11 protein-coding genes are annotated in these 15,556 nt (G+C 70.2%); 3 read left to right on the forward strand and 8 right to left on the reverse strand.

The window, feature by feature from the left end; all coding sequences use genetic code 11:
* Window positions 1–91: 91 nt before the first annotated feature.
* The 8 genes from ACTOWY_RS16840 to ACTOWY_RS16875 are packed head-to-tail and all read right to left on the reverse strand — an operon-like array spanning window position 92 to window position 10,047.
* Entirely contained in the window at window positions 92–982 is an 891-nt protein-coding gene (locus tag ACTOWY_RS16840) for a DUF4380 domain-containing protein (protein ID WP_441310562.1), read from the reverse strand.
* Complete coding sequence (gene dgoD / locus ACTOWY_RS16845) at window positions 976–2,124, reverse strand: galactonate dehydratase (protein ID WP_441310563.1); 1,149 nt, start codon at window positions 2,122–2,124, stop codon at window positions 976–978. Before dgoD ends, ACTOWY_RS16840 begins: the two co-directional genes overlap by 7 nt.
* 10 nt (window positions 2,125–2,134) lie before the next feature.
* Window positions 2,135–2,854 carry an SDR family NAD(P)-dependent oxidoreductase gene (locus ACTOWY_RS16850; protein ID WP_441310564.1) on the reverse strand — a complete coding sequence of 240 codons (720 nt, stop codon included), beginning with the start codon at window positions 2,852–2,854 and terminating at the stop codon, window positions 2,135–2,137.
* 13 nt (window positions 2,855–2,867) lie between these two features.
* Complete coding sequence (locus tag ACTOWY_RS16855) at window positions 2,868–4,994, reverse strand: hypothetical protein (protein ID WP_441310565.1); 2,127 nt, start codon at window positions 4,992–4,994, stop codon at window positions 2,868–2,870.
* Window positions 4,991–7,048 (reverse strand): alpha-galactosidase, encoded by a 2,058-nt coding sequence (locus tag ACTOWY_RS16860; RefSeq protein ID WP_441310566.1) that lies wholly within the window; start codon window positions 7,046–7,048, stop codon window positions 4,991–4,993. Before ACTOWY_RS16860 ends, ACTOWY_RS16855 begins: the two co-directional genes overlap by 4 nt.
* On the reverse strand, window positions 7,045–7,872 hold the full coding sequence (locus ACTOWY_RS16865) for a carbohydrate ABC transporter permease (protein WP_441310567.1): 828 nt from the start codon (window positions 7,870–7,872) through the stop codon (window positions 7,045–7,047). The genes ACTOWY_RS16860 and ACTOWY_RS16865 overlap by 4 nt, the downstream gene beginning before the upstream one ends.
* Entirely contained in the window at window positions 7,869–8,768 is a 900-nt protein-coding gene (locus tag ACTOWY_RS16870; RefSeq protein WP_441310568.1) for a carbohydrate ABC transporter permease, read from the reverse strand. Before ACTOWY_RS16870 ends, ACTOWY_RS16865 begins: the two co-directional genes overlap by 4 nt.
* A gap of 1 nt (window position 8,769) precedes the next feature.
* Window positions 8,770–10,047 carry an ABC transporter substrate-binding protein gene (locus ACTOWY_RS16875; protein WP_441310569.1) on the reverse strand — a complete coding sequence of 426 codons (1,278 nt, stop codon included), beginning with the start codon at window positions 10,045–10,047 and terminating at the stop codon, window positions 8,770–8,772.
* A gap of 128 nt (window positions 10,048–10,175) precedes the next feature.
* Between ACTOWY_RS16875 and ACTOWY_RS16880 the strand changes: the two genes are divergently transcribed.
* The 3 genes from ACTOWY_RS16880 to ACTOWY_RS16890 all read left to right on the forward strand — a co-directional run bounded on the left by ACTOWY_RS16880 (window position 10,176) and on the right by ACTOWY_RS16890 (window position 15,521).
* Window positions 10,176–10,880, forward strand: coding sequence for a FadR/GntR family transcriptional regulator (locus ACTOWY_RS16880; protein WP_441310570.1), 705 nt, complete (start codon window positions 10,176–10,178; stop codon window positions 10,878–10,880).
* Window positions 10,881–11,096: 216 nt separating this feature from the next.
* Complete coding sequence (locus ACTOWY_RS16885; RefSeq protein ID WP_441310571.1) at window positions 11,097–12,182, forward strand: S1 family peptidase; 1,086 nt, start codon at window positions 11,097–11,099, stop codon at window positions 12,180–12,182.
* Window positions 12,183–12,365: 183 nt separating this feature from the next.
* Window positions 12,366–15,521 carry a S8 family peptidase gene (locus ACTOWY_RS16890; protein WP_441310572.1) on the forward strand — a complete coding sequence of 1,052 codons (3,156 nt, stop codon included), beginning with the start codon at window positions 12,366–12,368 and terminating at the stop codon, window positions 15,519–15,521.
* The last annotated feature ends 35 nt before the right edge of the window (window positions 15,522–15,556 follow it).

A 15,556-nucleotide genomic window follows, 5' to 3' on the forward strand; every position in this document is an offset into this window, starting at 1 on the left:
CGGCGCAGAACTCATCGGACACGCGCTGTGAACCAGGTCACCTCAGCGGTAGGCGGCGGTGCGCACCCCCTGCGGGACGGGATGGTGTGCTTCAGGCTGGATCCGCCACGCTGACCTCGATCCGCAACCCGGTGGACGCGCCCGGCGCCAGGGTGGTGAGCGGGCCGAGGATCTCGCATTCCACGATCTCATCCGGTGGGTTGAGGTTGCCCAGGGCGGCGATCGGTTCGGGCAGCGGGGATTCCAGCCACACTTCCAGGGGTGAGCCGCCGTCCGGGTACTCGGCTGCACTGTCCACAGTGAACCGCTGGGTGAGCGAGCGGCGGCCGTGGTGAGTCACCCAGCCCGCGCTGCCGGGGAAGCCGAGTTTGCCGACGGTGGCCTGACTGGGCACGGTCACCAGGTCGCCGTCAATCCGGTGTTCGACCGGGTGGGTGGTGGTGATCAGGTCGCGGACCCGGGGTTCCGGGTGGCCGGTGAGTCCGATGTGGACGGTTCCGGCCGGGAGCTGGGTGACGTTCCACAGCGACCAGCGGACCGGGTGCGCGCCGGAATTGGTGGCGGTGAGGTCGAGGCAGTAGCCGGAATCCTTGGGGTGCAGGGTGAAGCGGCGGGTCAGGCGCAGGCCGGTGTGCGGGTCGTGGCCGCTGGCCAGAGTGATGGACAGGCCGTCAACGGCGGCGGTGTACGGGCCGGAGTCCAGCACCGGGTCGGGTGGGCCGGGCCATTCGTGCGCGCCGGACCAGCCCTGCGGGGCGGGCCAGGTCTTGTCACCGCCGTAGTTGACCCAGTCGCCCATCTCCCCGGAGTTGGGCGCGAACCGGTGCCCGCCAACGGGTCGCAGCTCGTCGTCGAGCAGCCTCGGGTTGCGCCACAGCACCTCGACGCCCTCATGCCGCAGGGAGAGCAGGCGGCCACCGAGTGCGGGCAGGAAACCCAGCCGCAGCAAGCCGTTGTCCAGCCAGATCGCCTCGGTCACCATTCGGCCAGGCTGCCGTCCTCGTGCCGCCACACCGGGTTGCGCCACTGGTGGCCGGTCTCGGCGGCGCGGCGGACCGCGGTCTCGTCGATCTCGATGCCCAGGCCGGGGCCGAGCGGGCGGCGGGCGTGGCCGTCGACGAAGTCGAACGGGGTGGTGTCCAGGAGGTAGTCCAGGAGTTCGCCGCCGGTGTTGTAGTGCAGGCGCAGGCTTTGTTCCTGGATGAGGAAGTTGGGGGTGGCGAAGGCGATCTGCAGGCTGGCGGCCAGTGCGATCGGGCCGAGCGGGCAGTGCGGGGCGATGCTGGCGCCGTAGATCTCGGCCAGCGCGCCGATCCGGCGTAACTCGGAGATGCCGCCAGCGTGCGAGGGATCCGGTTGCAGGACCGCGACTCCGGCGTCCAGCGCGGGTTTGACCTCCCAGCGCGAGTACAGCCGCTCCCCCACCGCCACCGGCACCGTGCTGGCCTGCACCACCGAGGCCAGCGCATTGCCTTGCAGCTCAGGCAGAACGGGCTCCTCGACGAACATCGGCTGCACCTCCTCCAGCATCCGCACCAGTCGCCGGGCCATCGCCGGGCTGGTGCGGCCGTGGAAGTCGATGGCCAGATCCCCGTGCGGGCCAAGGGCTTCTCGTGCCTGCCGGGCGCGGTCGAGGGCGGCGTTGGCCTGGGCTGGGGTGTCGATCGCGGTGAGCGGTCCGGCCACGTTCATCTTCACCGCGGTGTACCCGGCCTCGACCTGCCGGGTCACGGCGTCGAAAATGCCGTCCGGCCGGTCGCCGCCCACCCAGGAGTAGACCCGCACCCGGTCACGCACCGGGCCGCCGAGCAGTTCGTGCACCGGGCAGTCCCTGGCCTTGCCCGCGATGTCCCACAGCGCCTGGTCGTAGCCGGACAGCGCACTGGAGAGCACCGGGCCGCCGCGGTAGAAACCACTGCGCCGCAACACCTGCCAGTGGTCCTCGATGCGCAGCGGATCCTGGCCGAGCACCAGTTCGGACAGCTCGTGCACGGCCGCGCGCACGGTCTCCGCCCTGCCCTCCACCACCGGCTCGCCCCAGCCCACGAGGCCCTCATCGGTGCTGATCTTGAGGAACAGCCAGCGCGGCGCGACCAGGAAGGTCTCGATCCCGGTGATCTTCACTCTATCCCCCTCATGATGAATCCTTGGCCGCTGACCAGCCGCCGTCGACCACCAGTTCCGCCCCGGTGACGAAGCTGGCCGCCGGGGAGAGCAGGAAGTTGACCACCTCCGCCACCTCGGCGGGCTCGCCCAGCCGCCGGGCCGGGGTGGCCCTGGCACTGCGTTCCCGGTCGGCCTGGCTGATCCGGTCCCAGGCGGCGGTGAGCACCGGGCCGGGCAGCACCGCGTTGACCCGCACCTCCGGCGCGTACTCCACCGCGAGCTGCCGGGCCAGTGACACCAGTCCGCCCTTGCTGGCGGCGTAGCCGGGGTGGCCGGGAATGCCGAAGTGCGCGTGCACCGAGGACACCAGCACCACCGCGCCGCGCCGGGGCATCAGCGTGGGCAGGCAGGTGTGCGCGGCCAGGTAGGCGCCGGTGAGGTTGACCTCCAGCTGCCGGGTCCACTCGGCCCTGCTCTGCTCGTGCAGTGGGCGCACGGTGACGGTGAAGGCGTTGCACACCAGCGCGTCCACCCCACCGGCCAGGTCATCGGCCAGTTCCAGCACCCGCCGCCAGGTGTCCTCGGCGGCCACGTCGCCGACCAGCGGGTGGGTGCCGTTGTCCATTGTGGACGCGACCAGGTCGACGCCGATGACCTGGTAGTCCGCTGCCGCCAGACGTCGGGCGGTCGCGGCGCCGATGCCCGCCGCCGCTCCGGTGACCACCGCGCACCGCGACCGTCCCGACATGGCTACTCCCCTTTCACAGCCTGGACTGGGACACGCGGTTGTCCGGTCCGCGGTGCACCAGCCAGGCCGAGCCGTTCGCGCCAGGGGCGGCGCCGACCGCGCCGACAACGGTGTTGCTGGCGAACTCGGTTCGCTTGAACCAGCCGCCCCAGTTGCCGTCGGTCCGGTTGACCTGCCACAGCGTGTAGTCGCCTGCCCTGGCGAACAGGTAGATCCTGTCCTGTGTGGACAGTAGCGTCGGACTGCCGCTGATCACGCCACCCAGGCCGGTCCACGCGCCCCAGTTGCCCGCGGTGTCGCGCTGGCGGACCCAGACGGCGTCCTCGGCGGTGCGCACCGCGACGAAGGTGCCGTCGGAGACCACGGCCGCGCCGGGGCGGCCGTAGGTGGGCTTGTCGCCGGGGGCGCCGATGCTGGTCCACGCGGAGTCGGCCGTGCGGGTCCAGATCTTGCCGTCGGCGCCGCGGCCAAACAGGCTCCAGTTGTCCGGGCTGGTGAAGGCCACGCTGGGCGAGTCGGTGAGGCTGCCGCCGAGTCGCTGCCACGGCCCCCACACTCCCGCGCGGGAGGTGCGGCGGTAGGCGGCGTTGTCCAGACCGCGCACGAACACGTCGATCCGATTGCCCGCGCTGGCGTAGGCGGCGGGCTGGCCGAGGAAACGGCCGCCGGTGGGGCCGCCGAGCGGGATCCAGCGCTGCGACCACTTGTCGCCGGTGCGGAGCTGCTGTTCCAGGACGCCGTGTTCGTTGCGCTGGAAGGCGACCGCGGTGGTGTCATCGAAGCGGACCAGGGCGGGGCTGGCCGAGGCCGAGCCAGCGAGGGACTCGCCGGGGGCCAGTTCGGCGCCACGCAGCTTGAGCATGGCGGTGCCGTGCGCGGGCACGGTGGCGGTGTACGAGCCGGTGGCTTTGCCGCGGTCGGCGCGGGCCCGCAGATCGCGGATGGCGACCTCGCCCTGAAGTCCGGCGTCGGCGAACTTCACCGTGATCTCGGCGGGCTGATCACCGCGGTTGAGCAGCACGACCGAGCGTTCACCGGGGCGGGAGAGCACCTTGCTGTAGACGTCGGTGCTGCCGTTGTTGGCGATCCGCACGCCCTGGATGGCCCGGCGGTCCTGGTTGACCGCGAGGATCTCCGGGTTGCGCAGGGTGCGGATCATCGACTCGGGCAGGGTGCGCGGATCGGAGCCGATGATCAGTGGCGCGGCCATCTGCGCCCACATCACGAACTGGGTGGTGGACTCCTCCTCGTTGAGTTCGAGGGTGCCCTTCTCGGTGCGGCGCATCGGGATCAGATAGTCCGGGTCGTTGAAGTGACCGGGTCCGGTGGCCTCCGGGTGCGCGGCGTTGTCGTCCATGTTGCGCAGCATGTCCCGCCAGATCCCCTCATACGGGGTGCCGAAGGCGACATCGGTGGAGGACCGCCAGGAGTCGGCCACGGTGGGGCCGAAGCTGTAGGAGATGCCCGCCACCTGGTCCGGGCCGTGCGGCACGCTCCAGGCGTCGGTGACCGGGTTGCACAGGTTGAGCAGCATCGGCCGCCCGGCCTTGCGCACCGCGGCGGAGAACTCGGCGAAGGCCTTGGCGGGCTTCATGTTCTGGTTGATGCCGCAGAGGAAGTCGATTTTGATCGCGTCGAACTTCCAGCGGGCGAACTGCTTGGTGTCGCGTTCGTAGTACCCACCGCTGCCGACGCCGCAGTTCTTGCCGTCCCAGGCGCCCGCGTCGGTGTAGATCCCGGCCTTGAACCCCTTGCGGTGCAGGTCTTCCACCAGCTGGTCGAAGCCGTTGGGGAACTTGACCGGGTCGATCACCAGGTCACCGGCGGCGTTGCGGGCCTGCGGCGCGGTCCAGCCACCGTCAATCCAGATGATCTTGTATCCGGCGTCGCGCAGGCCGCTGGTCGCCAGGTGCTCGGCGACCCCGCGGATGCTGGCCTCGGTGGGCGCGCCGGTGCCGTAGTAGGTGTTCCAGCCCATGTACGGGGTGTCGGCCAGGCCGCTGTCGTAGTACTCGGGCGCGCCCTGGTCGACCGCGGCACTGGTGTGCGCGGCCTCCTCGGGCGACGCGGCGGCGGGCAGCGTCGCGGCGAGCATGGCCAGGGCGGCCAGTGCCGTGCCGCGCCGTAACAGGGTTCTCATGGCAGGGTCACCTCTCGTTGTTGGTGGGTGTCCAGCACGGTGACGGCGGCGTCGTCGGCCGGGGTCCAGTCGAAGGGGAGCCCGGCGTACAGCAGGTGCGCGCCCGAGTAGCGGGCGCCGGTGTTCCGGTCCACATAGGACGCTTGGGGGTTCAGCCCGCGCAGGCGGACGCGGGCGGAGCGGCCGGGCACCAGGGGTGCGCCGTCCAGGCGGCCGGTATTCCAGGCCAGCACGACTACCGTGTCACCGGCGGTGTACTGCACGGCCTCGGTGTCCCGGTCGGCGCGCGGCCGGTGCACCACGCCGGTGTGGATGATGCCGCGGATCTTCTTGTACTGCGCGATGAGTTCGGTGGCTTCGGCACGTTGTCCGGCGGTCCACTCGCCGAGGTCGGCGCCGATGCCGAGCACCCCGGCCATGGCGGTGACGAAGCGGAACTTGAGTGAGCGCGGGCGCGGGTCAAATATTCCGGGGGCGTCGGTGACCCAAGAGCTGAGCAGGTGCGGGGCGTGCGCCAGCAGGAAACCGTCCTGAATGGACAGTCGGTCCAGGGGTCCGGTGTTGTCGCTGGGCCAGAGCACGTCGGCGCGGGCGACGGTGGCCAGGTCGGTGCGCGCGCCACCACCGGCGCAGGCCTCGATGGTGACGTGCGGGTAGGTCGCGCGCAGGTGGTCGAGCAGGCGGTGGTAGTTGGCCACGTGCGCGGCGTCCAGGTCACCGGCCGGGCCGCCGCGTTCGGTGGGCGGCCGGTTCATGTCCCACTTGAGGTAGCTGATCGGGTAGTCGTCCAGGAGCTTGCCGAGGGTGTCCCGGAGGAACTGGTAGACCTCCTCGCGGCCCAGGTCGAGCAGGAGCTGGTTGCGGATCAGGGCGGCCGGGCGGCCGTCGATCCGGTAGACCCAGTCCGGGTGTTCGGCGTAGAGCTTGGACTTGGGGCTGACCGATTCCGGTTCCACCCACAGCCCGAACTCCAGGCCCAGGGCCCGGATCTGCTGGACGAACGCGCCGAAGCCTTCAGGGAAAGCTGATTCGTCGGGGGTCCAGTCACCGAGGCCGCCGGTGTCGTCGTGGCGGCCGGTGAACCAGCCGTCGTCGACCACGAACAGCTCGACCCCGAGGTCCGCGGCGACCTTGGCCAGGGCCAGCTGACCCGGCCCTTCGACGTCGAATCCGGTGGCCTCCCAGGAGTTGTAGAGCACCGGGCGGGTGCATGGCCGGGACAGGCTGCGGTCGTAGGCGTGCCAGACCCGGGACAGCCCGTCCAGACCGTCCACACTGGACGCCAGCGCCAGCTCGGGCGTCGACAGCCGTTGACCGGGAGCGAGTCGGATCGGGCCGGGGTGTGGCAGCCGTCCGGCGTGCACCCGGGTCCACCCGGCCGGTTCGATCTCCGCTTCCAGTTGCCAGGAACCGGACCAGGCAAGGGAAATCCCCCAGGCCGGGCCGTCGGGTTCGGCGGCGTCCTGCACGGCGAGCCAGGGCACGGCGGCGTGTCCAGGCACGCCGAAGCGGCTGTGCAGGCCGAACCGCCCGGCGGGCAGGAGGAGTTCGCGGCGCTGGAACTCCTGGGACCACTGGCCGGTCAGGTAGGTCAGCCTGGCCCCGGCGGATCCGGTCGGGATGCAGACTCCGGCCGAGTCGAGGCGGGTGAGTTCGAGTTCGTCCTGACCGGTGTTGGTGAACTCGACCCAGCGCAGCAGCACGTCCTGGCCGGGCACCGCCTGGTAACACAGCTCGGCCCACAGCCCCGACAGCTCGTCGGCGAAGGTCAGCCGCAGAGTGTCCGAAGTGGACTCGGCCTCGACCAGGGCCCACCAGGTCTCCCCCGCCACCTCCAGGTCCGCGCCGCCGAAGGCGCGCAGTCCGCGTGGCGCGTACTCGATCGGCGCGGCGTCGGCCTCGGTGATGAAGTGCACCGCACCGGTATTGCGCAACGGCGACGGCCCGTCCTCGATGCCGTGCGGGCCCCAGGAATGCAGTTCCGCCCAGCGTCCGTCGGCGGCCAGTGCGACCGTGTAGGAGGTCGTTGCCAGCCGGAGTGTCCAGGTCGTCATTTCACCGCGCCGATCGCCAGTCCGGAGATGAAGTGCTTCTGGAAGCGCAGGAATACCGCCACCGTCGGGATGGCCGCCAGCACCGACCCGGCCGCGATCACGTTCCAGGTCGACACGTACTGCCCCTGCAGGCCGAGCAGCGCGGGCGTCACCGGCATCACCGTGCCGGAGCGCAACACCGTGATCGCCCACAGCAGGTCGTTGAACACCCAGGTGAAGGCCAGTGCGCTCAACGCGGCCAGCGCGGGCCGGGCCAGCGGCAGGATGACCGACCAGAAGATCCGGATCGGCCCGGCCCCGTCGATCACCGCGGCCTGCTGGATCTCGTTCGGGATCGCGCGCAGGAACCCTTGCAGCACAAAGGTGTAGAAGCCCAGCCCGAACCCGACCTGCACGATGACCAGCGCGGTCAGCGTGTCGTAGATGCCCAGCACCTCGGTCAGTTTGGCCACCGGCACCAGCAGGATCTGCGGCGGCAACAGGTTCCCGGCCAGCATGACCAGGAGGATGCTGCGCCGGAACGGGATCTCGTACCGGCTCAGCGCGAAGGCCGCCGCCGCGCTCAGTGCCAGGGACAGCACCACGGTGGGCACGGTTACTAGGAGGCTGTTCAGCATCGCGCCGCCCACCCCGCCCTCGCCCCAAGCCTGCGCGAAGGGTTCGAGGGTGAACGAGCCGGGCAGGCTGCCCAGGCCGTTGGTGGCCACGTCGTCGAAGGTGCGGATGCTGGTCACCAGCACCAGCGCGATCGGCAACAGCCACAGCACGGACAGCGTGCCCGCGCCCGCGTGGAAGAGGAATGTCCTTACCCGGCGGGAGATCACGATTCCTCCTCGCGCAGCACTCGGACCAGGTAGGTGACGATCACGCCGAAGGCCAGCAGGAAGATCACCACGGCCAGCGCGGAGGCGTAACCGAGCCGCAGGGTCTGGAAAGCGGTGCTGTACATGTAGGTGCTGAGCAGTTCGGAGGAGTGGTAGGGCCCGCCCTTGGTCATCGACCACACCACGTCGAAGGAGCGCAGTGAGTCGATCACGATCACGGACAGGATCACCGAGTTGACCGGGCGCAACCGCGGCCAGGTGACGTAGCGGAACTGCTGCCACGGACTGGCCCCGTCCAGCTTGGCCGCCTCGTACAGCGCCGGGTCGATCCCCTTGAGCCCGGCCAGGTACAGCACCATCACGTACCCGAGCTGCCGCCACAGCGCCGGGGCGAGCAGCGCGTACAGCGCGGTGTCCGGATCGGCCAGCCAGGACCGCTGCCATTCGCCGAGGCCGACGGTGTCCAGTAGCGAGTTGACCAGGCCGTCCGGCTGGTACAATCCTTGCCAGATCAGCGAAGTCGCGACCAGGGAGAACACCACCGGGGTGAACAGGGCGGCGCGGTAGAAGCCGACGCCCTTGCGTTCCCGTTGCAGCAGCATGGCCAGGGCGAGCCCACCCGCGGCCGAGATCCCGCCGAAGAGCACCAGCCAGATCGCGGTGTTGGCGAAGGCGGTGCCGAAGGTGGGGTCGGACAACAGCTCGGCGTAGTTGTCGAACCCGGCCCAGGTGGGTAGGGACACGCCGTCCCAGGAGGTCAGGGACAGGTAGAAGCCTTGCAGCGCGGGCCAGAACACCCAGAACGCCTCGACCGCGAACGGCACGAACACGAACAGCAGCAGGATCGGTGGCAGCCGGTGTCGGCGCCAGCGCGCCGGGGCGGCGAGGACGGTCATCTCAGGAGTTCCACACCTTCTGCGCGGCGGCCTGCCACTCGGTGAGGATGGAGCTGATCTCGTTGGGGCGCTGGATGAACCGGATCAGCGCGGTGTCCGCGGTGGGCTGTAACGCGTCGCTGGAGTCCCGGTTGAAGAACTGGGTCAGCTCCTTGGCGTCCTGCAACATCTTGCGGCCCTTGAGCACCAGCGGGGTGCCAGTGTCCTTTGCGGACGGATGAGCGGGCAGGATGGTGCCGGAGGAGTTGCGGATGTACAGCTCCTGGGCGGGCGCGGTGGCCGCGTACTTGAGGAACTCCTTGGTGGCGGCCAGGTGCGGGGTGCGGGAGCTGGCGAAGAAGCCGTCGGTGGGGGCTTCCTCGGCCACCGGCACGGCCGGGTCCAGGATCGGGAACTGGAAGAAGTCGATGTCTTCCAGGGCTTCCTTGGGTGCGGCGTCGGCGAAGAAGGTGCCGATCAGCATCATCCCGGTGCGGCCCTGCAACAGTGAGGTGGTGGCGTCCTGGAACGGGATCGCGGTGCCACGCGGGTCGAAGTGCGGCAACACGGTCTTCCAGGTCTCCAGGACCTTGGCCACCTTGGGATCGTCGAAGCGGCCCCTGCCAGCCAGCAGATCGCGGTGGAACGGGGCGCCGTTGATCCGGATGTTGAGGTAGTCGAACCAGGCCGAGGAGGTCCACTGGGTGCCGCCGCCCGCGCCCAGCCCGATCGGCTCGATCCCCTTGCCGCGCAAGGTTTCGCACAGCGCGAGGAACTCGCTCCAGGTGGTCGGCGGTGTGACGCCCCACCTGGCGAAGTTGCTCTTGCGGTAGAAGAAGCCCCACCAGTAGTAGGTGGTGGGCACGAACACCAGCTTGCCTGCGCCGTCACCGCTGAGCGTGCGGAAGGACTGGCTGTAGTCCCCCATGCCCTGCCAGACATCGCCCACGTCGAGCAGCAGGCCCTTGCGCGCGTACCCGGCCAGGATCGAGCCGGGGTACCAGGTGTAGGTGTCCGGTGGGGTGGCCGAGGTGAGGTAGCTGGGCAACTGGGTGCGGAAGGTCTCCGAGGCCACCGTGTTCACCGCCGCCTTGGCCGCACCCGAGTCGCTGAAGCCCTTGGCCAGCGCCTCGATCGCGGCCTTGGCCGCCGGGGCGGACAGGTTGGACTGGATGCTCACCGCACCCTCGGTCTGCTGCACCGCGCCGCTGGAGGCCGAGGTGGCGCAGCCGCCGAGCACCGCGGCGCCGCCGAGCGCACCCATTCCGAGCAGGAAGTTCCGCCTACTGACCTCGATCATTGCCTGCACCTCGTTGTGGGGACGGTGGCCGGGGTCACAGGCTCGCAAGCCGAACCTCGGGTGTCAAGATTAATTCGTAATTTACGAGCATTAACCCGTCCGAGGCCAGGACTCGTTACTGTGCTGGCATGACCACGCACCGTCCCCGCGGCGTGCACGGCCAGACCGTCGAGGTGCTGGCCAGCCGCATCCTGTCCAGCGAGCTGGCCGAAGGCGAGACCCTGGACCTGCCCGCGTTGCGCGCGGAGCTGGACGTGAGCCTGACCGCGCTGCGCGAGGCGCTGAAGGTGCTCACCGCCAAGGGGATGATCGACGCGCGGCAGAAGCGCGGCACCTTCGTGCAGCCACGCAGCTCGTGGAACATGCTGGACACCGACGTGATGCGCTGGCAGACCGCGACCACCGCGGCCGCCGATCTGTTCGACGAGCTGACCGAGGTCCGCGCGGTGGTCGAACCCGCCGCCGCACGGATGGCCGCCCGCCGGGCCAACCCGATCGAGGTGGAGGCACTGGCCGCCGCGCTGGAGCGGATGGCCGCGGCCGGTGCGGACACCGAGGAGATGGTGGCCGCCGACCTGGAGTTCCACCGGGCGCTGTTGTCGGCCACGCACAACAACTTCCTGGTGCAGATCGAGCGGGTGATCGCGATCGGGCTGGCCGCCAGGGACCGCCTGGTGCACGGCGCGGACCCGGCGGATGATCCGGTGCCGAGCCACCGCGCGGTGTACGAGGCGGTGCGGGCCGGGGATCCGGCGGCGGCCGAGGCCGCGATGCGGGCCCTGGTGGACAAGTCCAGCGCGGACCTGGACCGCGTCAAACGCCCGATCACCTAATTCGAGCGGAATTCACGACGATACCCAGGGAAATCCGCGCACACCGTCCGCGATTTCGACCACTCCGCTTATGCACCTCACCCGTCCGAGCGAAGAGTCCACCACTTTTCCGCACATCAGCCCAGGTCAGCTACACAATGAGCCGCTACCTGCGCCTACCCGGACTGCCGTAACGTCGAGATCCGTTCTCACTTCGCGCATTCTCCGGAGGCTCTCGTGCGTCGACTTTCGCTGTCCACATTCGCCGTCCTGACCACCGTGACACTGTGTGCCGCCGCATTCGCCACACCCGCGGCGGCCGCCCCGGCCACCCTGACCGAATCCGCCGGACCGGCCGCCCTGGAGACCGCCCGGACCGCACTGAGCACCGCGCTCGGTGGCAGCTTCGCCGGTTCCTGGCTGGACCTGAACACGGGCAAGCTCGTCGTCGGCGTCACCGACCCCGCCCACTCGGCCCGGGTTCGCGCGGCGGGCGCGATCCCGAAGACCATGCGGCACAGCGAGTCCCGACTACGCCAACTACAGTCCACATTAGACAGTCGGGCGGCGGGCGCACCCGACTCGGTCGCCGGGTGGCACGTCGACCTGCCCGCCAACCAGCTTGTGGTCAGCCTGGTCGGCGCCGATCCCGCCGGGCTGGCCTGGATCCACGGCAGCGGCGTCCCCGGCATCCGGGTCGACCGGGTGGCCGCCGCACCCCGGCTGCTCTGGGACATCATTGGCGGACAAGGACTCTACTTCTCCGGGCATCGCTGTTCGGTGGGGTTCAGCGCGTTCCACGACGACGATCACTACGTGCTCACCGCCGGACACTGCGCCAGGCACGGCGGCACGGTCCGCGGCGCCGGCGGCACCATCGGCACGGTGAGCCGTTCCTCCTTCCCTGGCAACGACTACGGCACCGTCCGGGTGAGCAAGGACGACGCGAAGATCACGTCCAAGGTGGACCGCTACAACGAGGGCTCGGACGTGCGCGTCGAGGGCAGTTCGGTGGTCGGTGTCAACGGCCGGGTCTGCCGCTCCGGCTCCACCACCGGCTGGCACTGCGGCCGGGTGCTGGCCATCAACGAGACCGCCAACTACGGCGACGGCAACGTCGTCCGCGGCCTGACCCGAACCGACGCCTGCGCCGAACGGGGTGACTCCGGCGGCTCCTTCGTCAGCCGCCCCGAACACGGGCGAGCGGACGCCCAGGGGCTGCTCTCCGGCGGGTCCGGCAACTGCAAGGACGGTGGCGGCACCTACTTCCAACCGGTCCGCGAGGTGCTCAACCGCTACGACCTGACCCTGGAAACCGACTGACCCGACCGCCGTCGACGGCGCTGTCCGGACCCCCGAACAGCGCCGTCGGCGGACGACTGATGGTAGCGCTCTCACCTTACAGCGCAAGAGGATGCGCGTTGATCGGAAGCCCTCCGCACGGCTCTTGTACCTGGCCGACACCGGCCACTAGGTTCCGGCGACGTTGCCTACCTGGAGGTACTCGTGCGCCGTTTGTGTGCTGGCTTCCTGCTCTCCGCCTTACTGGTCTCAGCCGGGCTACCGGCCCTCGCCCAGGCCGCTCCAGCCCCCGTCGCCCCCGCCGCCGCGGTCACCCTGATCACCGGCGACAAGGTCGTCCCCGGCGCCAACGGCGGCGCCGGTCAGCTGATCCCCGCGCCCGGCCGGGAGCGGCAGACCTTCACCAGCTACCAGTCCCAGGGCCACACCTACGTGATCCCCGCGGACGCGGCGCCGCTGCTCGCCGACAAGGTCATCGACCGGCGGCTCTTCGACGTCACCGAACTGCGTGCGTACCAGGGCCCGCTCCCGCTCATCGTCAAGTACGCCAACGCGGAACGGCCCCTCGCCCGGGTGGCGGGCGCGCTCGATCTGCCCAGCATCAACGCCACCGCGGTCAAGGTCGACCCCGCCTCCTTCTGGCGCGACCTGACCGGCCCGTCGCTGAAGTCCAGTGGTATAGCCAAGATCTGGTTGGACGGGCAGCGCCAGGCCACCCTCGACCACAGCGTCCAGCAGATCGGTGCGCCCACCGCGTGGGCGGCCGGGTACACCGGCAGCGGCGTGACCGTGGCAGTGCTGGACACCGGGGTGGACAACACGCACCCCGACCTGGCCGACCGCGAGGTGGGTGGCAAGAACTTCTCCGGTTCGCCCGACGCGCTGGATCACTACGGCCACGGCACGCACGTGGCCTCCACCATCGCGGGCACCGGCGCGAAGTCCGGCGGCAAGTACCGCGGGGTCGCGCCGGACGCCCGGCTGCTGGACGTGAAAGTGCTGGCCGACAACGGATCCGGCGCGGACTCGGGGATCATCGCCGGTATGCAGTGGGCCGCGGAGCAGGGTGCGGACATCGTCAACATGAGCCTCGGCGGCTTCGACACCCCGGACCTGGACCCGCTTGAGGAAGCGGTGAACACGTTGTCCGCCAAGCACGGCACGCTGTTCGTGATCGCCGCGGGCAACGCGGGCCCGCGGGCAGGCACGATCCACTCGCCCGGCAGCGCGGACGCGGCGCTGACCGTCGGCGCGGTAGACCGTGACAACCAGCTCGCCGAGTTCTCCTCCCGCGGCCCGCGCAAGGGCGGCGGGATGATCAAGCCGGACCTCACCGCACCCGGCGTGGACATCGTGGCGGCCCGGCACGCAGACGGCAAGATCGGCGAGCCGGTCGGCGACGGCTACACCAGGCTGTCCGGCACCTCCATGGCCACCCCGCACGTGGCCGGTGCGACTGCTTTGCTCGCCCAGCAACACTCCGGGCTCACCGGTGACCAGCTGAAGGCGTTGCTCACCGGCTCCAGCGTGCCGACCCCGGGGCTGACCCCGTTCGAGCAAGGCGCGGGCCGGGTGGACTCGGCGAAGGTGCTCACGCAGACCGTCACCACCAGGCCGATCAGCCTGAGCCTGGGCGGCAACCGGTGGCCGCACACCGGCAAACCCGCGGTCACCAAGGAGATCAGCTACGCCAACAGCGGCAGCACGCCGGTGACCCTGGACCTCAAGATGGACACCAGCGGCGGCGTGTTCAGCGTGTCCCCCAGCCAGATCGTCGTGCCCGCCGGTGGAACCGCTGCTGCCACAGTGAAAGCAGAGGTGAGCAAGGCCCCGGACGGTGGCAAGTTCGGTGGTGCGGTACTGGCCACCGGCGGCGGGATGTCCGTGCGTACGGCGGTCGAGATCGATCTTGAGGTCGAGAGCTACGACGTGACCATCGCCGCGCTGGACCGGACCGGGGCGGCGCCGAGCTTCGCGAATGCCTTCCTGGTCAACGTGGACAGCGGCGAGGCGGTGTTCCCTGGCAGCTTCAACAACGGCAAGCTGATCCAGCGCCTCGCGGCCGGGCGCTACCTGCTCTCCGGCTCGGTGACCACCAGCGAGCCGTACGCGCACGACGTGCTGAACGCGCCGAACCTGCGGGTCAGCGGACCGGCCACGATCACCCTCGACGCCCGCACGACCAAACCGCTCGACCTCACGCTGCCCGAGGCGGACGCGCGATTGTCCCTGCTGCAGATCGGTTTCGGGCGGCTCGCTGGGCCGCACCGGTACACCATCAGCAGTTTCTCCCGTGGCGGGGACGTGCGCGATGTCGGTTTCGCCCAGGTCGGTCCGGACGCCCCGGCCGGCGAGGTCACCGGCGGGCTGCACACCAACTGGACCACGACCACCGGACTGTACGGACTGGCCTGGTACCGCAAGGGCGGTGTGCACACCGGACTGTCCAAGGTGATCAAGCCCGCGGACCTGGCCACGGTGCGGGTGAATCTCGGCCCGGTGACCGGTGACTCCTACGTCGGACTGACCTCCGCGCCGCACAACGCCCGCGCCGACTGGGGCTGGGGTGCGCTGACGGCGGTGAAACCCGGTGTGTACACCGAATTCTACGGCGGCGAGAACGCCGACTGGTCCCGTCGGCTGAGCCTGCCCGGCGAGAACCACCAGTCGTTCACCGGCGCGGTGAAGTCCTACTCTCCGGGCCGGACCTACGCGGAGTCCTTGTACCGCGGCGTTTTCGGGCCCGCGCTGCCGGACACCAGGGACGACCTGTGGGTGCAGCAACGCGGTGACCTCATGGTGGTGGCGCTGCCGCTGTTCAGCGACGGCGCGGGCAACGCGGGCTTCTCGGCCACCAGCTCGGCCTCGACCAAGCTGTACCGCGACGGTCAACTCTTCGGTGAGACCCGCGACGCCGGGGTCGGCCGGTTCGTGATCCCGGCCGGACGAGCCACCTACCGGGTGACCACCGAGGCCACCCGCACCGGCCACACCCAGGCCACCAAGGTCATGGGCAGCTGGACCTTCCAGGGCGACCGGACCCCGGGCGTCACCCAGCACCCGGTCTCCGCCGTCCGCTTCACCCCGGCCCTGGACGACGCGGGCAGTGCCCCCAGGGGCTTGTTCGCCCTGCCCGTCTCGGTCGAGAACCAGGCGGGCACCAGCTCCAGGCAACGCCTGCAGGTCGTCCAGGTCTCCTACGACCAGGGCGCCACCTGGAAGACCGCGCCGGTGCTCGGCGGCCGCGCGCTGTTGTACCACCCGGACAACGCCAAGTCGGTCTCGTTGCGGGCCACCGCGGCGGACCAGGCGGGCAACTCTGTCGACCAGACCATCATCGACGCGTACCTGCTGCGCTAGCCGTGCCCGGGTGGGGTGCCGGTCTGGCGCCCCAC

It is taken from the genome of Crossiella sp. CA198 (assembly GCF_052078295.1).
GTDB lineage: Bacteria > Actinomycetota > Actinomycetes > Mycobacteriales > Pseudonocardiaceae > Crossiella.